The following is a 24,747-nucleotide window of genomic DNA, read 5'->3' on the forward strand; positions in this document are numbered from 1 at the left end:
CTTATGGAAGATAGAAACGAATTATACCCGGTTTTTTTAAAGGTAAACAAGTTGAATATCCTGGTAGTTGGCGGCGGAAATGTAGGACAGGAAAAGCTTCATTTCTTGTTTAAATCCAGCCCCAATGCGAAGGTGGAAGTTGTAGCAAAACACTTTTTACCGGAAACCGAAGAACTGGCAAAAAAGCACGGCGCAAAACTCGTTAAAGGTCGTTATAAAAAGAAATATCTAAAGAAAAAACACTTTGTCATTGCGGCCACCAATGATGCTAAACTGAACAAAAAGGTACACCGCCATGCTAAAAAGCGTTATTTGCTGGCCAATATCGCAGATACGCCAGAGCTTTGTGATTTTTATATGGGTGGGATTGTAAATAAAGGGCATGTGAAAATTGGTATTTCTACCAATGGAAAATCCCCAACGGCAGCCAAACGGTTGCGTCAGTTTTTTGAGGAGGTGATTCCGGAAAATGTAAACGAGATGGTAGAAAACCTCAATGAATACCGAAGTACCATAAAAGGCGATTTTGAAGCCAAAGTAGAACAAATGAATAATATAACCGAAACTTTAAAAGTTAAAAATAAGCGTGATGATTAAAACTGATATTCTAATAATAGGAGCCGGTCCAACCGGATTATTTACCGTTTTTGAAGCGGGTTTACTAAAATTAAAAACTCATTTGATAGACGCCCTGCCACAGCCGGGCGGACAATGTTCTGAAATTTATCCCAAAAAACCAATTTACGATATTCCCGCTTTTCCCGAAATTCTGGCGGGGGATTTGGTAGGAAACCTTATGGAACAGATAAAGCCTTTTGAACCGGGATTTACTTTGGGTGAACGCGCCGAAACTTTAGAAAAATTAGATGATGGTACTTTTATCGTGACCACCAATAAAGGAACCCAACATCACTCTAAAGTAGTGGCCATTGCAGGAGGTTTAGGTTCTTTTGAACCCAGAAAACCCCCAATTTCAAATATCACCGATTTTGAAGACAAAGGCGTGTCTTATTTTATAAAAGACCCGGAAGTTTACCGCGATAAAAAAGTAGTGATTGCCGGTGGCGGGGATTCGGCCTTAGATTGGGCGATTTACCTGGCCGATGTTGCTGCAGAGGTTGCCCTGGTACACCGCAGGGCAGAGTTTCGCGGTGCATTGGATTCTGTAGAACAGGTTTCTGAACTGTCTAAACTTGGGAAAATAGAAATGATTACCAATGCCGAGGTGGTTGGTTTAAGAGGGGAGGATAAACTGGAGCAAGTAGTAATTAGGCATAAAGATGAAGCACGTGGGGAAGAGTTTCGTGAAATAGATGATTTTATCCCGCTCTTCGGACTTTCTCCTAAGCTTGGTCCGCTGGGAAGTTGGGGGCTGGAGATTGAAAAGAATGCCATAAAAGTTGATAATTCTTACGATTACCAAACTAATATCCCGGGAGTTTATGCCATTGGGGATGTAAACACGTATAAAGGAAAACTTAAACTTATCCTTTCCGGTTTCCATGAAGCTGCGATTATGTGCCAAAGTGCTTATCAGCGAATTTTTCCAGATAAAAAATATGTACTTAAATATACCACCGTGGGTGGCGTAACCGGATTTGACGGCTCTAAAAAAGAAGCCAAAAAAGAAGTGGTGCAGAGTATTGGATAGGCCCCTGGCCTCCCGAAGTAAATTCGGGACAGGCTCCGAAGGGGGAATTAATTAAATAAGTAAGATTTTTTTAAAGCTTATTAGCTCCCCTTCTTTTTAAGAAGGGGTTGTCGATAGGCCGGGGTGTTTAAGCCTTTCAATTAGTCAGTTTAATTATTTTCTTTCTAACGGTTCCGGCTATTTGCTATTAACCGATGTAAGCAGTTTTGAAAAGATATTAATCCAACATATAGTTTTCCTTATGCTGATATACCAAATCTTTAAATAACTGACTTTGCCCACTAGAACCAGGTTTGTAAAATTCTGTTGTGAATTGTGTATCGGGAATGTCGATAAGTTCTAATTGTTCCGAAAATTCACTTTCCGACATATTTTCGTCAACTTTATTTTTGTAGTTATATAAATATCTCATAAATCTAAATAAAGCTACTATTCCGGTTGATTTTTTTAAAATATTCTTTTCAATAATTGGATAATTTTTCCAAGCTCTGGACCATTTTCTTGAAACAGCATTGTAGAAGTTGTTAATAATAAAATATATCGTGTCATCATCCTCTTCAATAAATAAATTTCTAAAAATTCTTCTTTCTAACTCCTTTCTATCTGTCTCCTTTTTTAATCCGGAAGAATTAAAAATTGATTTTTTCCTTAACAAATTTCTATCAACCATTGGCTGTTTTGAAATACTATCAATGATTAATTCTGCTAATGTTGCTTGAGCTATAGTTTCAAGTTCCTTGTCCTTTGCTGTTCCTAAAATTTTCACACTTTTATATAAAGCACTCTTTTCGGATTTATTTAAAACTCGAACTATATCGTGAGCTGTTTTCTGTGGACTTCTGTGCTTTGCATATTCATACAGATCATAAACTAGAGATTTGTTAACTTTAGTTTGAGCTTTGTTGATAACAGAAAATATTTGAGCTTGATCATCTAAGTCTAAGTCGACAAAAACAGTAACGTTAAAGTCAAAATCTTCTATTGTCTCACCATTATCAATTGCGTTTCGAAATCCCTCAATTCGATGCTGGCCATCTAAAATTTTTGCTATTTGCTCACTCCGTCTAATGTAAATTTTGTTATCCTCAATTTTCACATTAGTCATTTCTTCAATTTCGCTTTCATTATCTTGAATAAATTGATCATCATAGTTTTCAAGGAGTTCACCTTTGTGGAATAATGAGGTTGATCTAATATGTAAAATAATTGAAGTAGGAAAAGTTGCGTCCAAATTCGTGACATAGCTGGAAATCTCTTTTATTCTGCCTTTTGAGACTTTCCTTTGAATACCTAGGTAGTCGTCAAATTCACTATTCTTACTTGATTCGTCAATATCCCTTATATCCGCGTAGGATATATCTATCAATTGTTGCCATGACATTTTGCAGACGTAAAATGTACCTATTGGTTGTTGGATTTTTATAAAAGGAACTTCGATGTATTCTGAGTTGTTCATTTTTCTACTCTTTTTTGTAGGTTATTTACGGCTTTAGATCTTTCCTCAACAAATCTTATGTCCATTTTGTCAAATATTCTTGAGACAAATACGGCAACAACAATCCAAATAAAAAATCCTATTGAAAAGGTAACAATTCTATTTTGACCTTTTTCGGCTGCAGAAATTTCATTTTCCGCTTTTTCTTCTCTTGTGAAGGAAGTATTATATCTACCAGATTCATAACCTTGAGAATACTCTGTGTTATTATGGGAATTAGCAATATATATATCCATAAGTGAGGATGTGTAAATTGAAACTCCAATTATAAATAGTAATAATGTTGGCCAAAAAATTAAATGAAGTCCAAAATAAGAAGCTGTTTTATAAACTGCACTTCCAATTTTGTAGGCGTTACCAATTAATGTATAAATCACTCCAATTCCGAGACTAATACAAACGATTGCTAATTCTCCATTACCAATCAATTTTCTATATTCTGGAATATCCTGTCCATTAAAGTAAATTAGAGCAGCTAGAAGAAGGAATGGTATGATACTACCAATGACACTAACGGTTGTATATAAAATAGATTCCCAAGTATTACTCATATCGCATTTGTAATTATAATCTCATTATACTTTGACCTTTTTGCACCCTTACCACCAATTAGGCTAGAACGACTAACATTGTGAATGTTCCCTATTCCTTGATATAAGTGCTCAATAGAGATATGTTTTGCGTTTGTGAGGATGTAGTTTACACCTCTATTATCAAGTCTTTCAACCATATCTTTTAATCTAATTTGATCCTCCCATGAGAAGATTTTTTGGTTGTATTTTACAAAGCCATTATTCTCGTGTGCTACGGTATAGGGAGGATCAAGAAACACAAGATCATCTCTTTCTGCAAAATTATCGATGTGAGCGAAATCTTCATTTTCAAAAAGTGTATTTTGAAATATTTCGCTCAAATAATAGATTTGATCGTAATCAAATAATTGATCGTATGACTTTTTACCGTAAGGCACATTATATTCACCTTTTAAATTTTCACGATAAATTCCATTGAAGGATGTTCTATTTAGATACAAAAATTTTGCAGCTCTAGTATGATTTGTTCTTCTATTTTTTGCCCTCTCTTTGTAATAATTATCTTCTGTATTTTTAAAGGATTTGAGTGAATTTATTAATCTCTCAGGATCCTGTTTAAGAGTATTATAAAAATTGATAAGATGTGGATTGGTATCAGATGCAGTTGATATATTTCTAATTTTTTGATTATTTAACAAATAAATTAGTATAGATAATCCTCCAGCAAATGGTTCATAATAATTATTGATATTCCCTGGGAGATAATCGTTAATTTGTTTGATAAGCCACCTTTTACCTCCTGCCCATCTTAAAATAGGTTTTGTCATATTGAACTATAGGTTTAGAAGTCTTCCATTCATATCAGGGTTAATATCAATTTTTAAAAATTATTTTTAGACGACCTCAAAGTTAGATTAATTATTCTAAAAGTAAAACTTTGTTCAATGGCACCGTTTCTACAATAGTTCAAATTATTAACAATTTCTTTTATCCCCAGCTTTTCCAAACTATAGAAAAGTTCGTATTCAGAATAAAAGTTTTTATTCTAAGCTTTCTGTAAATCTATTAAAAATTTGTTAATGGCCTTTATAGAAAACCCTAAATGGGTATAAGCTTTAGAACTATGAGGTTTTCTAATTTGCTTTACTTAAATTTGTTTAAAACACGATTCCTATGAAAGTTACACTTAAAAGACTCAATAAAGATTATCATTTTGAAACTGTAAACGAACGCGGAGATATTGTTCAATTAGACAATAAAACCGATGCCGAACCAAAAGGAGCCAGTCCTATGGACCTGTTGCTTCGCGCTATTGCCGGGTGCAGTAGTATCGATATTGTAATGATTTTAAGAAAGCAACATCTAGAATTAGACGATCTCCAGGTAGAGGTGGAGGGCTTTAGAGAAGACGGTGCTATTCCCAATGTTTTTAAGAAGATTCAACTTAATTTTGTGTTAAAAGGAGATTTACCATCAGCCAAAGTAAAACGGGCTGTAGATCTTTCTATGGAAAAGTACTGTTCGGTTTCTAAAATGCTCGAAAAATCGGCCGAAATTAATTACGCGATTATTCTTAACGACGAGTTTATAAATTAAAATTAGTATTGTCTGGTTAGAGCAATCCCGATAGCCTTCGGGGACGCTGCAAGACAAAAGAGCAAAGCCTAAAGTATTACTTACTGAGAATTTTGCTTTTTCATTTATAAAATAAACGAAACCGCATTACATTAGCCCTTACAGTCTCCCATAGCTATCGGGACTGTGAGGACTCTCATACTCAGGTCTTTTGTAGCGGCTTTAGAATAGAAAAACTTTATAAGTTTTATTGCCATTCGCAGATATTCAGTAAAAATTCAATATAAAAAGTATAAGACTTATTCTTTCTAAAAGTTCTGTTGAATAACTTGCAAATTAGGAGCTTAGTCTTATCTTTGAAAATTCAGTTCATTTTTATAATATCGTTATCAAGAAAGGTTGAGGGATTGGACCCAATGAAGCCTTGGCAACCCTCCTGTAATGGGAGAAGGTGCTACCTTCTACTTCGTTTTGGCGAAGATAGATAACAGAAAAGAATACTTTCCTTTCTTCTTTTTTTGATAGTGAATATAATTGTAATTATATGTCGAAATTAGAAGAACAACTTCATAAAAAAATACTCATTTTAGACGGTGCTATGGGTACCATGCTTCAGGATTTTAAATTTTCTGAAGAAGATTTCCGTGGAAAACGTTTTACAGACTGGCCGGTTTCAGTTAAAGGAAATAACGATTTGTTATCCCTTACCCAGCCCGAAGCGATTGAGGAAATACACCGTAAATTCTTTGCCGCAGGGGCCGATATTGTAGAAACCAATACTTTTTCTGCTACCACTATCGCAATGGCCGATTATGAAATGCAGGAGTTGGTAGATGAACTTAACTACGAGTCGGCTAAAATTGCAAAAAAAGTAGCCTTAGAACTCACTGCACAAAACCCCGATAAACCCCGTTTTGTCGCCGGCGCCATGGGACCAACCAATAAAACGGCCAGTATGAGCCCAGATGTGAACGATCCCGGCTTCAGAGCTATTTCTTTTAATGAATTGCGTAAGGCTTATAAACAGCAGGCCCGTGCCCTAATTAAAGGGGGCGTGGATATCTTATTGGTAGAAACTGTTTTTGATACTTTAAACGCCAAAGCTGCCCTTTTTGCCATAGACGAGCTAAAAGAGGAACTTCAGTTAGATATTCCCATTATGGTAAGCGGTACAATTACAGATGCTTCGGGACGTACGCTTTCCGGGCAAACCGCCGAAGCCTTTTTAATTTCGGTTTCCCATATTCCACTATTGAGTATTGGTTTTAATTGTGCTTTGGGGGCGAAACAACTCACCCCTCATCTTGAAGTTTTAAACCGGTTTGCCAGCTCGGGCGTTTCGGCCTATCCCAATGCAGGATTGCCAAATGCCTTTGGGGAATACGACCAGGATGCGCAAGAAATGGCGAGCCAGGTAAAAGAATATTTAGAAAAAGGCCTGGTGAATATTTTAGGCGGCTGTTGTGGTACCACGCCAGAGCATATAGCCGAAATTTCAAAACTCGCCGAACAGTATGAGCCAAGAAAATTACATGAACCAGATTACTCTACCGTTTTATGATTGTTGAAAAAGATAAAAATAAGACCTCTGAAGAAATTATTTCTTCCAAAAAATTGAAAGCAGATATTCGTCCGCTAAAATTATCTGGATTGGAACCCCTGGTAATTACGCCAGATAGTAATTTTGTAAATGTTGGAGAACGAACCAATGTGGCGGGGTCTAAGAAATTCCTTCGGTTAATTAAAGAAGAAAAGTTTGAAGAAGCCCTGGAGGTAGCCAGAGACCAGGTAGAAGGAGGCGCCCAGATTATAGATATCAATATGGACGATGGCCTTATTGAGGGAAGAGAGGTCATGGTAAAGTTCCTAAACCTTATTGTTTCTGAACCCGATATTGCCCGTGTTCCTATTATGATAGATAGTTCGAAATGGGAAATTATAGAAGCCGGGCTACAGGTGGTACAGGGAAAATGCATTGTAAATTCCATTAGTTTAAAAGAAGGAGAAGCTGAATTCCTGGAGCATGCCAAAAAAATAAAGCGTTATGGCGCTGCAGTTATTGTCATGGCCTTCGACGAAGTGGGGCAAGCCGATAATTATGAACGCCGGGTAGAAATTGCTAAACGTTCTTATGATATTTTGGTCAACAAAGTGAATTTCCCTCCCGAAGACATCATTTTCGATCTTAATATTTTCCCGGTAGGAACCGGGATGGATGAGCATAAGAGAAATGCTATAGATTTTATTGAAGGTACGCGCTGGGTAAAAGAAAATTTACCGCATTGTAGTATAAGCGGGGGCGTGAGCAATGTTTCTTTTTCTTTCCGCGGAAATAATCCCGTGCGGGAAGCTATGCATTCTGTTTTTCTGTACCATGCGATTAAGGCCGGGATGAATATGGGAATTGTAAATCCTGCCTTGTTGGAGGTTTATGATAATATCCCAAAAGATCTTTTAGAACATGTAGAAGATGTGATCCTGGACAGACGCGAAGATGCTACCGAGCGCTTATTGAATTTTGCGGAAACTGTAGTAGGTTCTAAAAAAGCTAAGAAAGCCGATCTTTCCTGGAGGGAAAATCCGCTTCAGGATAGAATTACCCACGCCCTGGTGAAGGGTATTGATTCTTATATAATTGAGGATATAGAAGAAGCGAGGCTGGCTGCTACCAAACCCATAGAAGTTATTGAAGGTAATTTGATGATTGGAATGAATGTAGTGGGCGATCTATTTGGAAGTGGAAAAATGTTCTTACCCCAGGTAGTGAAATCGGCGCGGGTAATGAAAAAAGCAGTGGCTTACCTACTTCCTTATATTGAAGAAGCGAAAGAAGCCCCCCAGCCCCCAAAGGGGGAGCAATACTGGCAAAAGACTGACCCGGAATTGCACGAAACGATGAAGAGGTTTGCCCAGGATAGAAGAAATAATAATCCTACAGATGCGGAAACTGTACTTTGGAATGCTTTAAGTAATAAACAACTGGAAGGATATTCGTTTAAAAAACAACAAATAATTGGAAGCTATATTGCCGATTTCGTCTGTCTGGAAGAGAAGCTTATCATTGAAATAGAAGGTCTAATTCATCAATTACCAGAGAATAAAAAAAGTGATAAAGAAAGAGCGGATTGGTTAAGACAACAGGAATTCAGGGTAATCAAATTTAGCAGGAATGAGGTGCTTTCCAATTTGGATGATGTATTGAGTAAGATTTTTCGCACACTGAAAAAGGCTCCCCCTTCGGGGGCGGGGGGGGCAGGCAAAGTTCTAATGGCCACCGTAAAAGGAGATGTACACGATATTGGAAAAAATATTGTGAGCGTAGTTTTGGGCTGTAATAATTATGAAATCATCGATTTGGGCGTAATGGTACCTCCTGAAAAAATTATTGATACTGCCAAAGCCGAAAATGTAGATGCGATTGGTTTAAGTGGACTAATTACACCTTCTTTGGATGAAATGGTGTTTTTGGCCAAAGAAATGCAGCGACAGGAATTTGATGTTCCGCTTTTAATTGGCGGGGCAACAACTTCACGGGCACATACTGCGGTAAAGATAGACCCGCAATATGGAAATGCCGTGGCCCATGTAAATGATGCTTCCCGCGCGGTTACGGTAATTGGCGATCTTTTAAAAGAAGATACCCGCAAGAAATACATGAGCGATCTTAAAGCCGAATATGATAAATTCAGGGTTAATTTTAAAAAACGAAGTAAAGTAAAATCTTACCTGCCAATTGAAGAAGCCCGAAAAAACAGGTATCAAATTAATTGGGAAGAAACTTCTATTAAGAAGCCTAATAAGTTAGGAATCCAGGTAATTGATGATTTCGACTTATATAAATTACTGGATTTTATTGATTGGAGCCCATTTTTTAGAAGTTGGGATTTACACGGTAAGTACCCAAATATTTTGGAAGATGAGGTTGTTGGGGAACAGGCAACTTTGTTGTTTGAAGATGTGAAAAAGCTATTGCAAAAAGTTTTGGATGAAAAGCTGTTAAAAGCAAAGGCTATATTTGGGCTTTTTGAGGCGAATACCATTAATAATGATGATATTGAAATAAAGTATCAGGAGGGGTCTGAAGAAAAAGTAATGGTTTTTAGAACCCTGCGGCAGCAACTAAAGAAATATGGTGAAAAACCAAATTTCGCATTAGCAGATTTTATTGCTCCAAAGGGAAATGAACTTCAGGATTATATGGGTTGTTTTTGTGTAACAACAGGTTTTGGTACTGCAGAATTGGCCAAAAAATTTGAAGAGGATCTGGACGATTATAATGCCATAATGATTAAAGCCCTTGCCGATAGGCTGGCAGAAGCTTTCGCTGAGTATCTTCATAAGCAAGTAAGAATAGAAGAGTGGGGGTATGCTTCCGAAGAAAATTTAAGCAATGAAGAATTAATCAAAGAAAGTTATAAAGGCATTCGCCCGGCGCCCGGCTATCCTGCCTGTCCAGATCATTTGGAGAAAATAAGCATTTGGGAAGTGTTAAAGGTAAAGGAGAAAATAGGTGTTGAAATCACCGAAAGTCTTGCCATGTGGCCAGCAGCCAGCGTGAGTGGTTATTATTTTGCAAACCCTGAAGCCAGGTATTTTGGCCTCGGAAAAATTAAGGAGGACCAGGTTAAAGATTACGCAACGCGAAAAGGCATTTCCTTAAAAAAGGCCGAAAAGTGGTTAAACCCTAATATTGCAGATTAAAAAGCCCCACCTAACCTCCCCAAAGGGGAGGAATGAAAATAGTATAATTAAATTATAGTTTACACTATATAGTATTCAGTTTACCACAATATATGAAAGTTACCGAGCATATAGAAAAAGCAAATGGGAAAACCTTGTTTTCCTTCGAGATCATTCCGCCAAAAAAAGGTAAGAATATTCAGGAATTATATGATAATATAGATCCGTTAATGGAATTCAAACCGCCGTTTATAGATGTTACCACCTCTCGGGAAGAGTATGTTTACCTGGAGAAAGATGGTTTGTTAGATAGGCATATTACGAGGATGCGACCCGGTACGGTGGGGATTTGTGCGGCTATTAAACATAAATATAATGTAGATACCGTGCCACATGTTTTATGTGGTGGATTTAGCAAAGAGGAAACCGAGTACCTCCTGGTAGATTGTCATTACCTGGGGATAGAAAATGTGATGGCCTTAAGAGGAGACGCGATGAGCCATCAAAAATATTTTGAACCGTCTAAAGGCGGGCATAATTATGCCTGCGAATTGGTACGCCAAATAAGGGGGATTAATAATGGAAAATACCTGCACGATGTAGTGGAAGTAGATCATAAATCAGATTTTTGTGTTGGGGTGGCCGGATATCCCGAAAAACATTTGGAGGCACCTTCCTTAAAGACAGATATGAAACGTTTAAAAGAGAAGGTTGAAGAGGGGGCAGATTATATTGTGACACAAATGTTTTTTGACAATTCAAAGTTTTTCAAGTTTGTAGAAGATGCGAGAGAGGCGGGGATTAGCGTACCTATTATTCCGGGGATCAAACCAATAGCCGTTAAACGTCACCTTCAAATATTACCACAGGTTTTTAAAATAGACCTACCGGAGGAACTCATCTTTGAAGTCGAAAAATGCAAGTCAAATGCCGAAGTGCGACAGGTGGGGGTTGAATGGTGCATTCAGCAATCTAAAGAACTAATGGAATTTGGTGCGCCGGTACTACATTATTATTCTATGGGAAAAAGTAGTAATATCCAGAAAATTGCAAAGGAAGTATTTTAAAAAATACCGGGGAGAAATAAACCATATCGTTATTTTTAGCGTAATTATAGTAGATTTGCTCCCCGTATGAAAAAACTTTTACTGCTCCTTTTCTTATTTTCCTGTTTTATAAATTTTGGGCAAGAAAAATCCAGGAAATATTATGCTTTCGATGCCAATTATTTCTACGGAAGCATTCTGGAACACAATCCAGATATAGCCCATCTTATTACTGGTCATCCTACCGGGGTGATCCTTGGTTTTCAGCAAAAAACTTATGGGCTCAAAGCTTGGGAGCGTCGCTATAATTACCCCGATTTTGGTTACTCCTTTACGTATCAGGATATGAAAAATAAATACCTGGGAGAGAATTATGGTCTATACGCGCATTTTAACTTCTATGCTCTAAATCGAAAATTAATGCTGCGCATAGGTCAGGGACTGGCTTATGCTACCAATCCTTATCATCCCGATAAGAATTACATTAACAATGCCTATGGTTCACGCATTTTGAGTTCCACCTATTTAATGGCCAATTATTATAAAAAGAATATATTTAAAGGTTTTGGCTTACAGGCCGGGGTTTCGGTGATCCATTACTCTAACGCCGATTTTAAATCGCCCAATAATAGTACTAATACTTTTACTTTTAACCTGGGGGTGAATTATCTTTTAGAGCACGAAAATGAACCGGCTTATGTTCCAAAAGACCCTAAAGAAAAAAGATATACCGAACCCATACATTACAATTTTGTATTGCGGGGAGGAATAAATACTACCGGGGTTATTGGTTCTGCGCAGTATCCATTTTTTACAGCTGCCGCTTTTGCAGATAAGGTGATCAATAAAAAAAGTACTTTACAGGCGGGGGCAGAATTCTTTTACTCCCGGGCTTTAGAAGAGTATATTTATTACCAATCGGTAGCATTTCCTTCCGGTCATACCAGTGGCGATGAGGATGCAAATAGAGTTGGAATTTTTGTAGGGCATCAATTAAATTTTAATAAAATGTCCCTAATTACCCAGCTTGGTTTTTATGTGTATTATCCATATACAGAATACGTAGATCAATTGTATAATCGAGTAGGATTAAGAAGGAAACTTACAGAAAATTGGTGGACTTCGATTACGGTAAGGTCCCACGGCGCGAATGCCGAAGCGGTAGAACTTTCTTTAGGCTATAGATTGTAAGAAGTATGATAAAAAAGATTTTTTCCATAGGAATTATTTTAAGTTTTGTGCTGGGATGTAGTCCAGATGAAGCCGGGACTTGTTTAAAAGGTGCAGGGGATATTGTAACCTATGAAGTTGAGGTAGCACCGTTTAATGAAATCATGGTTTATGAGCGGGTAAAACTTTTTATTGAACAGGGAGACAAACAAAAGATAAAAATAGAGACCGGGAAAAATTTAAAAGAAGAAGTTTCAGTGGAAGTAACAGACTCCCGCTTGAATATTCGCAACAATAATGCCTGTAACCTGTTTAGGGATTATGAAGTGACCAAAGTGTATGTGACGGTAACCAATTTAACCTGGTTGCAAAATAGCAGCGGTAGTGCCATAGAAACTTTAAATACTTTAAAGCAGGAAAATTTGTGGTTGCGATCGGTAAACCAGGAAGACGATTTATCCATTCATACCGATGGCGATTTCAAACTGAGCCTGGATGTAGGGAATTTAAGGATTACCAACGATAACTATTCCAATTATTTTCTGAAGGGAGTCGTGGAGAATTTTAATGTTTTTTTCGCCGCCGGAGATGGTAGGTTGGAAGCAAGGGAACTTGCGGTTCAGCATTACGATATTTTTCACCGTGGCACTAATAAAATGTTTCTGAATCCAATAAAAACGCTTTCCGGGGAAATTAGAAGTAGTGGTGATGTAATTAGTATAAACCGCCCTACTGAAGTTTCCGTAGAAAGTTTTTATACCGGAAAGCTTATTTTTGAGACGCCATAACTTAGTTCAGGATTTGTTCGTAGTTTTGTTTATATTTATGAACTAAGGAAAAATAAGGAGCGATATGGTGACGATAGAAGTAAACGAAAGAACAAAGGCCGGAAAAGCTATTTTAGAACTGGTAAAGCTTTTTTCTGATAAAGAAAAAGGAGTGAAAATTGTTGAACCGGTAAATAATCCCAGCGCGAAAGAATACCCCGTTTCTAAAAATACCCCGAATGCCATAACGCGCAAAGGAATGAAGGAAGCTGAAAAAGGGATTGGGGTCTCTGAACCAAAAGAGGTAGATGAGTTCCTAAAAGAAATGGATAGTTGGTAATGTATAAAATTACAAATCAAAATCGTTTTAAAAAAGGATCTAAAAATTTGTAAAAAAAAGAGGGTATGAGTATGCCCTATTAAGAAAAACGGTTTTAAAACTAGCTGAAAAAGGTAAACTGCCAAACAGCTACAAGCCACATAAATTAAGCGGAAATTATAAAGGGTACTGGGAATGCCATATTAAACCAGACTGGCTGTTAATTTGGTTACAGGATGATGAAACAAAGAAATTACCTTAGTGCGCACCGACACACACAGCGACCTTTTTAAGTAGAAGTAAGCATTGCAGTGATTCCCCCTTTGGGGGTTAGGGGGCTATTGTTGCTTTAGTCAATTCGGCAAAAAGGCTTTCGAGGTTTTTAGTTTTTTGATTTAGCTGAAGGGTTTTTAATCCGTTATCGTGAGCAAAATCGAAGACAACAGGACGCATATCCTTTTGTGTGTTGAAGGTGAGTTCATAAGCAAAGCCGCCAACATTTTTAGAATTTACAAGGTTAGGTAACCTATTTAAGGCAATTTGCTCAATGCGATAATCAAACTCTACAAGAATTACCTGCTCGTTATTTTGCCGTAGCTCTTCTAATTTTTTGTCGGCAACTACTTTTCCTTTATTAATAATAATCACCCGGTCACAAAGCGCCTCTACTTCTTGCATAATATGGGTAGAAAGAAAAATGGTTTTGCCCGATTTTTCTTTTCCAATATTTTTAATAAGGTTTCTAATTTCCACGAGTTGGTTAGGATCTAATCCCGTTGTGGGTTCGTCCAGGATTAAAACCTGGGGATCGTGAAGAAGTGCGGTAGTTAGGCCAACTCGTTGCCGATAACCTTTAGAAAGTTGTTCTATTTTTTTATTGGCCTCTGGTTTTAATCCGGTAAGCTCAATCACTTCTTCGATTCTGGAAGTATCGGTTTTATAAACTTTCGCATTAAAATTTAAATATTCCCGCACATACATTTCGGTGTATAAGGGATTGTGCTCGGGTAAATAACCAATTTGCTGCTGAATTTTATGTAAATCTTCTTCCAGGGAAATTCCGTTTACAATTGCTTTTCCTTCTGAAGCAGAGAGGTATCCGGTTAAGATTTTCATTAAAGTTGATTTTCCGGCACCGTTGGGTCCCAAAAAACCAACTATTTCTCCTTTATTCAGCTTAAAAGAAACTGAATCAAGCGCCTTTTGCTCGCCATAAAATTTAGAAATCGCTTCAACAGAAATAGACATAAAACATTTTTTTCAAAAGTAAGGATTTTTGTTGCTATTAAAGACAAAGCTTATTTTCATAAATATCAAATCATTTTTTAAGACTAAATAAAGTAATCTAATTTATTTGGTTAACGCAATCTGCTGTCTAGAATATTTATTTTGGTTTAAATCGCTACTATATTGTTTTCAATACTTTAAATTCGATTGACAGTTTCAATTTTGGTTCGAAGCTTTATTGTAATTTTCAGAATCCATCCCCTATATTTTTAGCTAAAATTATATAATCCTTAATTTTATAGTCAAAAACAAAATACTTCACTAAAAATTTAAAAAAGTAAGAGAAATGGTTTTTCATTAGGAAATTATATTCTAATTTAGCCCTGTAACAAAGAAGTAATGAACAGCTTAATTAATTGGAACGCATTTTATTTTTTTTATTTCTATTTCTGGAATAGGAACGGGAATGCTATGTAATTAATTAAGAAATTATATTTAAGAGTCCCGATGTGAAATCGGGACTTTTTTTTTAGCACTAAGTGAGATTTATAAAAGAATTAAATGGAAAAAATTATCGCAATTCAGGGAGTGCAAGGCTCATTTCATCATCTGGTAGCCCAGCAATACTATGGCAGGGAAATTCCGGTTTTAGAATGTATGTCTTTTTCAGAACTCACTAAAAGCCTTATGGAAAACAAAGCAGCAGAAGGGGTGATGGCTATAGAAAACTCGATCGCCGGCTCTATTTTACCAAATTATGCGCTTATAGATGAAAATAAGTTAAAGGTGGTAGGCGAACACTACATTCCCATCGATATGAATCTTATGGCAGTGCCGGGACAAAACATTTCAGAGATCAAAAAAGTGTATTCACACCCTATGGCCTTATTGCAATGTAAGGAGTTTTTTAAAAAACACCCGCATATCAAATTAATTGAGGACGCCGATACTGCAGAAGTGGCCCGTAGAATTGCCGAAAAAGGAAGTACCAAAGTAGCGGCAGTAGCGAGTAAAGCCGCGGCACATCTCTTTGATTTGGAGATTCTTGCTGAAAGTATTCACACCAAAAAGAGCAATGCAACTCGATTTTTAATAATTAGCAAGCAGAAAAAAGAGCCTAATGGTGAAAAAATAGATAAAGCTTCTTTAAAATTTGAATTGGAAAGTAAGCGAGGCAGCCTGGTTTCAGTATTAAACATTTTAAGGGATTTTAATCTCGATATGTCCAAGATCCAGAGTATGCCTATTATAGAATTTCCCTGGAAATATTCATTTTTTATAGATGTGACCTTTGATGATTACACCGAATTTGAAAAGGCAATGAAGATTCTGGAAGTGATGACCGAACGATTAACAATATTAGGAACCTACAAAAATAGTTTGTAATGATAGCACAGGCCAACAGGTTAAACCAGGTAAAAGAGTACTATTTTTCTTCAAAACTAAGAGAAGTACGTGCTATGGCAGCCGCCGGAAAAGATATAATTAACCTGGGCATTGGTAGTCCAGACCTACCGCCACCGCCACAAGTGATTTCGGCTTTAAACGAAGCATTGGTAAATAACGGCGCCCATCAATATCAACCCTATAAAGGAACTGCGGATTTTCGTGAGGCCATTGCCGAATTTTACCAAAATCATTATCAGGTACAATTAGATCCAGACAAAGAAATTTTACCTTTAATGGGAAGTAAAGAGGGGATTACCCATATTTCTATGGCTTTTCTAAATGAAGGCGACGAGGTATTGATCCCCAATCCCGGGTATCCTACTTATTCCTCGGTTACCGAACTGGTTGGTGCGAAGGCTGTTTATTACGATTTGAATGCCGAAGGTAATTGGATGCCCAATCTAAAAGACCTGGCGCAAAAAGATTTAAGCAAGGTAAAAATCATGTGGGTAAATTACCCGAATATGCCTACCGGGGCTTCTGGAAACGATTCACTTTTTGAAGAATTGGTGGCTTTTGCCAAAGCGCATGAAATTCTCATTGTAAACGACAATCCATATAGTTTTATCCTTAACGATAATCCTAAAAGTATTTTGAAGGCTAAGGGAGCAAAAGAAGTGGTACTGGAGCTCAATTCTTTGAGCAAAAGTTTTAATATGGCTGGCTGGCGAATAGGGATGCTCTGCGGAAGTGAGAAAAACCTAAACACCGTTTTAAAAGTAAAGACCAATATGGATAGCGGTATGTTTTATCCATTGCAGGCGGGGGCGGCTTCAGCGCTACGGCTTAATGGTAATTGGTTTAGTTCTCAAAATGAAATCTATCAACAACGAAAAAATAAAGTTTTAGAACTAGCGAAAGCTTTAGATTGTGTGCCAGAAAAAGACCAAATTGGTATGTTCGTTTGGGCTAAAATTCCGCAGGGAAAAACGGCAGAAGGATTTGTAGATTTTCTACTGAACAAATATCACATTTTTACCGCACCAGGGTTTATTTTTGGAAGTAATGGAGAAGATTATATTAGATTTTCCCTGTGTGCCACCGAAGAGAATATTGAGCGGGCAATTAAAAGAATAGAAAAATGAAAGTTCATATAATTGGAATAGGACTTATTGGTGGCTCGTTTGCACTGGCCATGAGAGCGGCATTTCCCGAAACAGAAATTTATGGCAGCGATGCCAGTGAAGAAAATCTCCAAAAAGCGAAAGAGCTTAAGTTGATAGATCAATTTTCTACCACTAAAGAATTACAGGATGCAGATGTTGTTTTTATAGCGGTACCTGTGAATGTTGCAACCAAGGTTGTTAGCGAAACGCTGGATAAGGTTGGGGATCAAAGCCTGGTGCTCGATGCAGGATCTACAAAATCTGGACTTTGTAAAGCTATTGCAAATCATAAAAACAGGCGCAATTTTTTAGCAGCGCATCCTATTGCCGGAACAGAGTTTTCTGGTCCCCAGGCAGCAATACCAGATCTTTACAGGAATAAAACAAACATTATTTGTGAAGTTGAAAAAACTGCTTTTAGGTTACAGGAAAGGGCCCTTAATATTTTTCAAAATCTTGGAATGAGAATTCGCTATATGGATCCTGTATCTCACGACAGGCATATCGCGTATGTTTCACATCTTTCGCATATTAGCTCCTTTATGCTAGGGAAAACGGTACTGGATAAAGAGCGAAACGAACGGGATATTTTCGACCTGGCCGGCAGTGGATTTGAATCTACCGTACGGCTGGCAAAAAGTTCCCCCGCGATGTGGTCTCCCATTTTTGAAGAAAATAAAGAAAATGTTTTAGAAACTTTAAATGAATACATAAATAACCTCACGCATTTTAAAGAGCTGATAGAAAATGAAGATTTTCAGGAGGTTTACAATGAGATGCAAAGAACCAATCATATAAAATCAATTTTAAACGGAATTAACTAATCAGGATTAAATTTTAAATTATGGAAAACAAGAAAGAACTTAGAAACTGGCTGGACGATTTTAAATTAGACCATCCTTTGGTAATCGCGGGACCTTGTAGCGCAGAAACCGAAGAACAGGTATTAAAAATTGCTCATCAATTAAAAGACAGCGATGCTACGGTATTAAGAGCAGGAATTTGGAAACCCAGAACCAGGCCCGGAAACTTTGAAGGCGTAGGTGCCCTTGGGTTAAAATGGCTTAAAAAAGCGAAAGAAGAAACCGGTATGTTAACCACTACCGAAGTAGCAAATCCGCATCACGTTGACCTGGCTTTAGAAAATGATATAGATATTCTTTGGTTGGGCGCCAGGACCACGGTTTCTCCTTTTATTGTACAGGAAATCGCCGATGCGCTGAAAGGCACAGATAAAACGGTATTGGTTAAAAACCCCGTAAACCCAGACCTTTCCTTGTGGTTGGGCGCTGTAGAGCGATTATACACGGCCGATATCAAGAACTTGGGGGTAATTCACCGCGGATTTTCTGCTTACGAAAAGACCAAATACAGAAACAACCCGGAATGGCAAATTGCGATAGAACTGCAAAATAAATTTCCAGATCTTCCGCTAATCCTGGATCCGTCACATATTGCCGGTCGCAGAGATATTATTTTTGATCTCTGTCAAACCGCTTTAGACCTTAATTATGACGGCCTAATGGTAGAAACACATCATACGCCAGATGATGCCTGGAGCGATGCTGCACAGCAAATCACGCCGGCCAGACTTATCCAAATCATGAAAGATTTAAAGATTAGAAAGGAAGTTTCAGAAAGTGAAGAGTTTCAGAATAAATTAAGCAATCTAAGAGCGAGAATCGATGTAGCCGATAATACACTTATTGAGTTAATGGCTAAACGAATGAAAATTTCAGATGAGATTGGTCGGGTTAAAAAATCTCAAAATGTATCGGTGTTACAAACCAAAAGATGGAATGAGATTCTTGGAAAAATGGTACTGGAAGGGGAACAACACGGTTTAAGTGAGGAGTTTATTTTACGTTTGTTTAAAGCCGTTCACCAGGAATCTATTAATCACCAGGAAAAAATTATGAAGTCTTAAGGTATCAAAACCGGAATATCAGCTTAAGATTTTGTAAATTGATAAGGAATTAATGAAGTTTATCCGCAAAAATCGTATGGATAAGGTTAAACCTGCCCGCCTTACAACGGGTGGGTTTACATAGAGAATACTTGCTTTGGAAGTTAAACCAAATTTTAAAACTATGAAATCTTTAAATATTCAAATTTCAGAAGCGGAATTCGATCAATTAGGTTTGGATAAGACGGAAGTTTCTTTTTCTGAACTTGTGGAGCTTATAGAGCGAAAAATTAACAAGCGAACTTTAAAAAATAGTATTCGATTAGCCGATAAATACGAACTTTCCAATATGACTATGCAAGAAATTAGTGAGGAAGTAAGAGCTTATCGACATGCAGAGGATCATTCTTGATACTAACGTATTGATCTCGTCCCTCATTCAAAAGAATTATCCTCATTTGATTGTTGAACATTGTTTTGACAAAAACGCAATTATTTGTCTTTCGGAAGCGATTTTAAAGGAATATTTTGAAGTGCTCCAAAGACCAAAGTTTGCCAGATTTCCTGATTTTAAAAATAATGCTGAATTTTTATTGATGCGTTTAAGTGAGATTGCTGAGATATATAAACCTAAGAAACGAATACAACTCATAAAAGATGATCCCGATAATAGGTTTTTAGAATTGGCACATATTTCTAAAGCCAGTTTTATTATAACGGGAAACACTAGGGATTTCAACTTTGAATCTTATCACGCTACAAGAATTGTCACTCCCAGGACATATTGGTTTAAGTATAAATAAATCTATAAGGAAGTTAAATTGTATAATAATTTTATCGGAATTGGCTGAACATTAATTCTTGCTTTTGCTATTTTAGCAAATCTCACAGTCTCGATTAGTTATTGGGCCTGTGAGGTTTAATAAAACCCACATTGTGAATGAAAGGAACCGTGTACAAATCTACCGGCAGTTGGTATCAGGTAAAAAGTGAGGAAGGAAAATTTTATAATTGCCGAATTAAAGGTAAGTTTAGAATTCAGGGTATTAAAAGTACCAATCCCGTGGCTGTAGGCGATCGCGTAGAATTTGATCTTGAAGATAAAGATGCCGAGGCCCAGGGAGTGATCAAAGAAATTGAGGCCCGTGAGAATTATATAATTCGTAAATCGGTAAATCTTTCTAAGCAAGTGCATATTATCGCAGCCAATATAGACCAGGTTTTCCTGTTGGTAACATTGAACAATCCGCCTACTTTAACCACATTTATAGACCGGTTTTTAGTCACTGCGGAAGCCTATGGTGTAAAAGCTGTAATTCTGTTTAATAAAACAGATACATATAACGAAGAAGAGTTGATAGAGGTTAAATACCTCGCGGCAATCTACAGAAATGCCGGTTATGAATGTATAGGGATCTCAGCAAAAAATGGCAAAAATGTAGCTAAGGTCAAAGAATTGATGCTAGGGCAAACCAGTATGTTTGCCGGGCATAGTGGCACGGGAAAATCTACACTCATCAATGCCATTGCACCGGGGTTAAATTTAAAGACTTCGGCGCTTTCAGAGCAGCATAAACAAGGGCAGCATACTACTACTTTTGCAGAAATGTTCGATTTAAAATTTGATGCAAGGATTATTGACACCCCGGGAATTAAAGGTTTTGGTGTAGTAGAGATAGACCGTGATGAGCTGGGAGATTATTTTCCGGAATTTTTTAGTAGAAAGCAAAATTGTAAATTTAATAATTGTCTGCACCTGGAAGAGCCTAAATGTGCGGTTAAAGAAGACCTGGAAGCCGGGGAGATCGCCTGGAGCAGGTATAAAAGTTATTTGCAGATTCTGGAAGGAGAAGAAGACAATTATAGAACAGATATTTATCCAAAAAAATGAGAGTAGTTTTACAAAGAGTTTCAAAAGCATCGGTAAGTGTAAACCAGGAAATTAATGCGGTCATGCGCCAGGGCTTGTTGATTTTATTGGGTATAGAAGCAGAAGATACGCAAGAGGACATCGATTGGCTGTGCAACAAGATTGTAAAAATGCGTATTTTTAATGATGACGACGATGCTATGAACCTTAGTTTATTAGATGTTGAGGGCGATGCCATTGTAGTGAGTCAATTTACATTACACGCTTCCACAAAAAAAGGGAACAGGCCAAGTTTTATAAAAGCTGCAAAACCAGATATGGCATTTTCTCTCTATGAAGATTTTGCAAAGAAGTTAAAAGAATGCCTGGGAAAAGAAGTGGGAACCGGGAAATTTGGTGCCCATATGAATGTAGAATTAATCAATGATGGCCCCGTGACAATCATTATAGATTCAAAACAAAGAGAATAAAATGAAAATAGAAAATGCCCAGCAAGCGGTTGATGACTGGATAAATGAACACGGCGTTCGTTATTTTAATGAGTTAACCAATATGGCACAACTCACCGAAGAAGTGGGTGAAGTTGCGCGTATTATCGCAAGACGTTATGGAGAACAGAGTGAAAAAGAATCAGATAAAAACAAAGACCTGGGAGAGGAGTTGGCAGATGTTATGTTTGTAGTGCTTTGCCTGGCAAATCAAACCGGGGTAAACCTACAGGAAGCTTTTGATAAAAAGCTGGATATTAAAACAAAAAGGGATCACGACAGGCATCATAATAACGAAAAGTTAAAGTAATGAAGTTCAAAGAAATGATTGCTAAAAAAGCTTTTTGGAAATCGGTGGTGCTCCTGGGAGTGGGGTTTCTTATCGTTTATAATTTGGTAAGTATGCTGTTTGAATATGGGGGGTTTGATTTTAACCGCTTTTTCACCGAACGTACTGAAAATGGAAAACTTTTCCGTTTTATCCTGGGACAACTTTTAGCAGCTTTTTCCTACGGATTTATCATTGCGTTTGGTCAATTTAGAATGAGGGGCAAGAAAGATAAAGATAAAAAATAGTCTGTAATGAATGTGAAGATTTCAAATGCTGAAAAAAATCTTTCCGGAAATATTAAAATTACCGGTTCTAAAAGTGAATCAAATAGATTGCTTATTTTACAGGCATTATATCCTACTTTAAGAATTAGTAATCTTTCTAATAGCGATGATACAAAATACCTGCAACAAGCGCTACAAAGTGAAGCAGAGCTTATAGATATTCATCACGCCGGTACCGCGATGCGTTTCCTCACGGCCTATTATGCAATTGCTGAAGGCCGGGAAGTTGTGCTCACAGGAAGTAAGAGGATGACAGAGCGTCCTGTAAAGTTACTTGTTGATGCTTTAAAAAGTATGGGAGCCGAAATTGCTTATGAAGAGAATGAAGGTTATCCTCCCATAAGAATAAAGGGTAAAAAACTGGACGTGGCGAAAGTTTGTTTGCGCGCCAATATTAGCAGCCAGTATATTTCGGCTTTAATGCTTATAGCGCCTGCTTTAGAGAACGGCCTGGAAATAAAATTAAAAGGTGATGTAACTTCAACGCCTTATATTAAAATGACGCTGCAAATTCTTAAACGAGCCGGCGTAAAAGGATTTTTTAATGGCGATACCATTATTATTGAGCCTACGCAGGAATTACCAGAGAAAGAACTGGCTGTAGAGTCAGACTGGAGTTCGGCTTCCTACTTTTACAGTTTGGCTGCGATAAGTGATTCGGCGAGTTTTAAATTAACCACTTATAAAGAAGATAGCCTGCAGGGAGATTCCTGCCTGGCACAAATATATAAGCAATTTGGAGTTCATACTACTTTTAATTCCGATAGTATTCTTTTGGAAAAACGCCCGGGAAAAAGGCCTATACGCTTAGAAGAAAATCTGCAAAACTCTCCAGATATCGCCCAAACCCTGGCTGTTACCTGTTTAGCTTTAAACACTCCTTGTTTCCTTACAGGTTTACACACGCTTAAAATTAAAGAAACCGATAGGTTAGTGGCTTTAAAGACCGAAATTGAGAAATTTGGCAGTAAAGTAAAAGTCACTCAAAATAGTTTGGAGCTTTTACCTTCAAAAGATTTTGCCAGAGAAGTTGAGGTTGCGACTTATAACGACCATCGTATGGCTATGGCATTTGCTCCATTGGGATTGAAAGTTCCTTTTAAAATTAATGATGCTGAAGTAGTTTCTAAATCCTATCCCGGCTTTTGGGAAGATTTTAAGAAGCTAAGCTTTAAGATCATAAAATCTCATGAATAATGCTTCATCTAATGTAGATTATTAAGGTGGGAATCGAGATGAATTCTTGTAGCGAGTTTTAATCGAGAATCGAAGTGTAAATACTGCGTTCCGATAGTAATCTGATGCTTGGAAATCAAAATAACCTTCCTCAATAATATCTCGTCTCGCTCCGTGGGAGTTATATGCCCCTTAAATAGAACTAAAGAAGTTCAACTATAATCTAATTTGGGGAGTGATACTTAAGATCATTCCAAATGTTTAGGATAATTTGGGATTAACCGACCTAAGAAATCACTTCTCAATACTAATCTAAATTATGCGCATTAAATAAACCGTTAAATACTTGACAACGCCTATCTTGAGATTGTATATTTGCCGCTTCTAAAAATGAAATTATGGGAATGAAACTTTCAAACTTCAATTTTGAACTTCCACCAGAACTTCTTGCGGAGTATCCTTCAGAAAACAGGGATGAAGCCAGGCTAATGGTTCTCAATAGGAAAGAACAAACAATTGAACATAAACAATTTAAAGATATCCTTGATTATTTTGAGCCGGAAGATGTGATGGTATTGAACAATACTAAAGTTTTTCCAGCTCGCTTGTATGGGAATAAAGAAAAGACAGGGGCCAGGATTGAGGTTTTTCTGTTGAGGGAATTAAATCCCGAAACCAAGCTATGGGATGTTCTTGTAGATCCCGCCCGTAAGATAAGAATTGGGAATAAGCTTTATTTTGGAGAAGATGAGAGTTTAGTGGCCGAAGTTATAGATAACACTACTTCCCGTGGGCGAACTTTGCGTTTTCTGTATGACGGTTCTTATGAAGATTTCAGAATAAAACTAAAAGAACTGGGAGAAACACCGCTACCAAAATATATAAAGAGGGATGTACAGCCCGAAGACCAGGAGCGTTACCAAACAATTTATGCAAAGAACGAAGGGGCGGTAGCAGCACCAACTGCGGGGCTACATTTTTCCAAGCATCTTCTAAAACGTTTGGAGATTAAAGGTATTGATTTTGCTGAAGTTACCCTACATGTGGGACTGGGAACTTTTAGTCCAGTTGAGGTAGAAGACCTTTCTAAGCATAAAATGGATAGTGAAGAAGCTTTTATTGAAAAGAGAGCTACTGAAACCATCAATAAAGCTCAAAAAGAAAACAGAAAAATTTGCGCGGTAGGTACTACTGTAATGCGTGTGATGGAAAGTGCAGTTTCTTCTAACCATACTTTAAATGAATTTAGTGGCTGGACCAATAAATTCATCTTCCCGCCTTACGATTTTAGTATTGCTAATTGTATGATCACTAATTTTCATACGCCAAAATCAACGCTTCTTATGATGATTTCGGCATTTGCCGGGCATGATTTTATGAAGCGGGCTTACGAAGAAGCGGTAAAAGAGAAATACAAATTCTACACCTATGGTGATGCGATGTTGATTATCTAGCTTTACGAAGTTTTTAAATGCTAAGAGCCTCAACCTTTTAATATGGTTGTGGCTCTTTTTATTTTTAGTTAAAAAATAAAATCAGAGTTCAAATTCTAAAAATTTGTATCTGCATGGATTCACACTTTTTAAAATATTCCGCTCCTCTGGAGCTTTTATCTCATACTAAAGTATCTTTCTAGAAATATCTCGCTTCGCTGAAGCTCCCAGAATTTCATCT

The 24,747-nt window shown here is 37.3% G+C and carries 25 protein-coding genes, 1 pseudogene and 1 riboswitch; of the genes and pseudogenes, 22 read left to right on the plus strand and 4 right to left on the minus strand.

Annotated elements, in window-relative coordinates; translation table 11 throughout:
* Nucleotides 1-3: 3 nt before the first annotated feature.
* Both BUA71_RS08285 and BUA71_RS08290 read left to right on the plus strand, forming a co-directional pair.
* On the plus strand, nucleotides 4-597 hold the full coding sequence (locus tag BUA71_RS08285) for a precorrin-2 dehydrogenase/sirohydrochlorin ferrochelatase family protein (protein WP_072878592.1): 594 nt from the start codon (nucleotides 4-6) through the stop codon (nucleotides 595-597).
* Nucleotides 590-1,651: an NAD(P)/FAD-dependent oxidoreductase gene (locus tag BUA71_RS08290; RefSeq protein ID WP_072878593.1), complete on the plus strand. Its 1,062-nt coding sequence runs from the start codon at nucleotides 590-592 to the stop codon at nucleotides 1,649-1,651. The genes BUA71_RS08285 and BUA71_RS08290 overlap by 8 nt, the downstream gene beginning before the upstream one ends.
* A 217-nt stretch (nucleotides 1,652-1,868) precedes the next feature.
* Here BUA71_RS08290 and BUA71_RS08295 read toward each other — a convergent pair whose 3' ends face one another.
* Genes BUA71_RS08295 through BUA71_RS08305 form a run of 3 tightly spaced genes read right to left on the minus strand, consistent with a single transcriptional unit; the run spans nucleotide 1,869 to nucleotide 4,506 of the window.
* A complete protein-coding gene (locus tag BUA71_RS08295) occupies nucleotides 1,869-3,107 on the minus strand; it encodes a DGQHR domain-containing protein (protein WP_072878594.1) in 1,239 nt (412 codons plus the stop codon).
* Nucleotides 3,104-3,697, minus strand: a complete 594-nt coding sequence (locus BUA71_RS08300; protein WP_072878595.1) for a hypothetical protein — start codon at nucleotides 3,695-3,697, stop codon at nucleotides 3,104-3,106. The genes BUA71_RS08295 and BUA71_RS08300 overlap by 4 nt, the downstream gene beginning before the upstream one ends.
* Complete coding sequence (locus BUA71_RS08305; RefSeq protein ID WP_072878596.1) at nucleotides 3,694-4,506, minus strand: DNA adenine methylase; 813 nt, start codon at nucleotides 4,504-4,506, stop codon at nucleotides 3,694-3,696. The genes BUA71_RS08300 and BUA71_RS08305 overlap by 4 nt, the downstream gene beginning before the upstream one ends.
* Nucleotides 4,507-4,852: 346 nt before the next feature.
* Here BUA71_RS08305 and BUA71_RS08310 point away from each other — a divergent pair, with 346 nt between their 5' ends.
* The 8 genes and pseudogenes from BUA71_RS08310 to BUA71_RS17800 form a co-directional block, all read left to right on the plus strand.
* Nucleotides 4,853-5,275: an OsmC family protein gene (locus BUA71_RS08310; protein WP_072878597.1), complete on the plus strand. Its 423-nt coding sequence runs from the start codon at nucleotides 4,853-4,855 to the stop codon at nucleotides 5,273-5,275.
* Nucleotides 5,276-5,637: 362 nt separating this feature from the next.
* A riboswitch (SAM riboswitch) is annotated at nucleotides 5,638-5,745 on the plus strand.
* A gap of 53 nt (nucleotides 5,746-5,798) precedes the next feature.
* Nucleotides 5,799-6,815 (plus strand): homocysteine S-methyltransferase family protein, encoded by a 1,017-nt coding sequence (locus BUA71_RS08315; RefSeq protein WP_072878598.1) that lies wholly within the window; start codon nucleotides 5,799-5,801, stop codon nucleotides 6,813-6,815.
* The gene (locus tag BUA71_RS08320) at nucleotides 6,812-9,955 is read left to right on the plus strand and encodes a vitamin B12 dependent-methionine synthase activation domain-containing protein (protein WP_072878599.1); all 3,144 of its coding nucleotides are present in this window, start codon (nucleotides 6,812-6,814) and stop codon (nucleotides 9,953-9,955) included. Before BUA71_RS08315 ends, BUA71_RS08320 begins: the two co-directional genes overlap by 4 nt.
* A 92-nt stretch (nucleotides 9,956-10,047) precedes the next feature.
* Nucleotides 10,048-11,001, plus strand: coding sequence for a methylenetetrahydrofolate reductase [NAD(P)H] (gene metF / locus BUA71_RS08325; protein WP_072878600.1), 954 nt, complete (start codon nucleotides 10,048-10,050; stop codon nucleotides 10,999-11,001).
* Between the two features lie 66 nt (nucleotides 11,002-11,067).
* A complete protein-coding gene (locus BUA71_RS08330) occupies nucleotides 11,068-12,171 on the plus strand; it encodes an acyloxyacyl hydrolase (RefSeq protein ID WP_072878601.1) in 1,104 nt (367 codons plus the stop codon).
* Between the two features lie 5 nt (nucleotides 12,172-12,176).
* Nucleotides 12,177-12,938, plus strand: coding sequence for a head GIN domain-containing protein (locus BUA71_RS08335; protein ID WP_245812557.1), 762 nt, complete (start codon nucleotides 12,177-12,179; stop codon nucleotides 12,936-12,938).
* 64 nt (nucleotides 12,939-13,002) lie between these two features.
* A complete protein-coding gene (locus tag BUA71_RS08340) occupies nucleotides 13,003-13,257 on the plus strand; it encodes a hypothetical protein (protein WP_072878602.1) in 255 nt (84 codons plus the stop codon).
* A 106-nt stretch (nucleotides 13,258-13,363) separates the two neighbouring features.
* Nucleotides 13,364-13,498: pseudogene (locus tag BUA71_RS17800) on the plus strand (type II toxin-antitoxin system mRNA interferase toxin, RelE/StbE family); the annotation flags it as partial.
* 68 nt (nucleotides 13,499-13,566) lie between these two features.
* Here BUA71_RS17800 and gldA read toward each other — a convergent pair.
* Nucleotides 13,567-14,484 carry a gliding motility-associated ABC transporter ATP-binding subunit GldA gene (gldA, locus tag BUA71_RS08350; protein WP_072878603.1) on the minus strand — a complete coding sequence of 306 codons (918 nt, stop codon included), beginning with the start codon at nucleotides 14,482-14,484 and terminating at the stop codon, nucleotides 13,567-13,569.
* A 540-nt stretch (nucleotides 14,485-15,024) separates the two neighbouring features.
* Between gldA and BUA71_RS08355 the strand changes: the two genes are divergently transcribed.
* The 12 genes from BUA71_RS08355 (at nucleotide 15,025) to queA (ending at nucleotide 24,527) form a co-directional block, all read left to right on the plus strand.
* Entirely contained in the window at nucleotides 15,025-15,849 is an 825-nt protein-coding gene (locus BUA71_RS08355) for a prephenate dehydratase (RefSeq protein WP_072878604.1), read from the plus strand.
* Nucleotides 15,849-16,997 carry a pyridoxal phosphate-dependent aminotransferase gene (locus tag BUA71_RS08360; protein ID WP_072878605.1) on the plus strand — a complete coding sequence of 383 codons (1,149 nt, stop codon included), beginning with the start codon at nucleotides 15,849-15,851 and terminating at the stop codon, nucleotides 16,995-16,997. The genes BUA71_RS08355 and BUA71_RS08360 overlap by 1 nt, the downstream gene beginning before the upstream one ends.
* Complete coding sequence (locus BUA71_RS08365; RefSeq protein ID WP_072878606.1) at nucleotides 16,994-17,842, plus strand: prephenate dehydrogenase; 849 nt, start codon at nucleotides 16,994-16,996, stop codon at nucleotides 17,840-17,842. Before BUA71_RS08360 ends, BUA71_RS08365 begins: the two co-directional genes overlap by 4 nt.
* Nucleotides 17,843-17,862: 20 nt before the next feature.
* The gene (locus BUA71_RS08370; RefSeq protein ID WP_072878607.1) at nucleotides 17,863-18,945 is read left to right on the plus strand and encodes a bifunctional 3-deoxy-7-phosphoheptulonate synthase/chorismate mutase type II; all 1,083 of its coding nucleotides are present in this window, start codon (nucleotides 17,863-17,865) and stop codon (nucleotides 18,943-18,945) included.
* Between the two features lie 163 nt (nucleotides 18,946-19,108).
* A complete protein-coding gene (locus BUA71_RS08375) occupies nucleotides 19,109-19,336 on the plus strand; it encodes a hypothetical protein (protein ID WP_072878608.1) in 228 nt (75 codons plus the stop codon).
* A complete protein-coding gene (locus BUA71_RS08380) occupies nucleotides 19,317-19,727 on the plus strand; it encodes a putative toxin-antitoxin system toxin component, PIN family (RefSeq protein ID WP_072878609.1) in 411 nt (136 codons plus the stop codon). Before BUA71_RS08375 ends, BUA71_RS08380 begins: the two co-directional genes overlap by 20 nt.
* Before the next feature lie 137 nt (nucleotides 19,728-19,864).
* Nucleotides 19,865-20,815: a ribosome small subunit-dependent GTPase A gene (rsgA, locus tag BUA71_RS08385; RefSeq protein WP_072878610.1), complete on the plus strand. Its 951-nt coding sequence runs from the start codon at nucleotides 19,865-19,867 to the stop codon at nucleotides 20,813-20,815.
* Nucleotides 20,812-21,264: a D-aminoacyl-tRNA deacylase gene (gene dtd, locus BUA71_RS08390; protein ID WP_072878611.1), complete on the plus strand. Its 453-nt coding sequence runs from the start codon at nucleotides 20,812-20,814 to the stop codon at nucleotides 21,262-21,264. Before rsgA ends, dtd begins: the two co-directional genes overlap by 4 nt.
* A gap of 1 nt (nucleotide 21,265) precedes the next feature.
* Entirely contained in the window at nucleotides 21,266-21,592 is a 327-nt protein-coding gene (locus BUA71_RS08395) for a nucleotide pyrophosphohydrolase (RefSeq protein WP_072878613.1), read from the plus strand.
* Nucleotides 21,592-21,858, plus strand: coding sequence for a hypothetical protein (locus BUA71_RS08400; protein ID WP_072878615.1), 267 nt, complete (start codon nucleotides 21,592-21,594; stop codon nucleotides 21,856-21,858). The genes BUA71_RS08395 and BUA71_RS08400 overlap by 1 nt, the downstream gene beginning before the upstream one ends.
* A gap of 6 nt (nucleotides 21,859-21,864) precedes the next feature.
* Nucleotides 21,865-23,094: a 3-phosphoshikimate 1-carboxyvinyltransferase gene (gene aroA / locus BUA71_RS08405; protein WP_072878617.1), complete on the plus strand. Its 1,230-nt coding sequence runs from the start codon at nucleotides 21,865-21,867 to the stop codon at nucleotides 23,092-23,094.
* Between the two features lie 383 nt (nucleotides 23,095-23,477).
* Nucleotides 23,478-24,527, plus strand: coding sequence for a tRNA preQ1(34) S-adenosylmethionine ribosyltransferase-isomerase QueA (gene queA / locus BUA71_RS08410; RefSeq protein WP_072879069.1), 1,050 nt, complete (start codon nucleotides 23,478-23,480; stop codon nucleotides 24,525-24,527).
* Nucleotides 24,528-24,747: the final 220 nt, after the last annotated feature.

It is taken from the genome of Salegentibacter echinorum (assembly GCF_900129445.1).
Classification (GTDB): Bacteria; Bacteroidota; Bacteroidia; order Flavobacteriales; family Flavobacteriaceae; genus Salegentibacter; species Salegentibacter echinorum.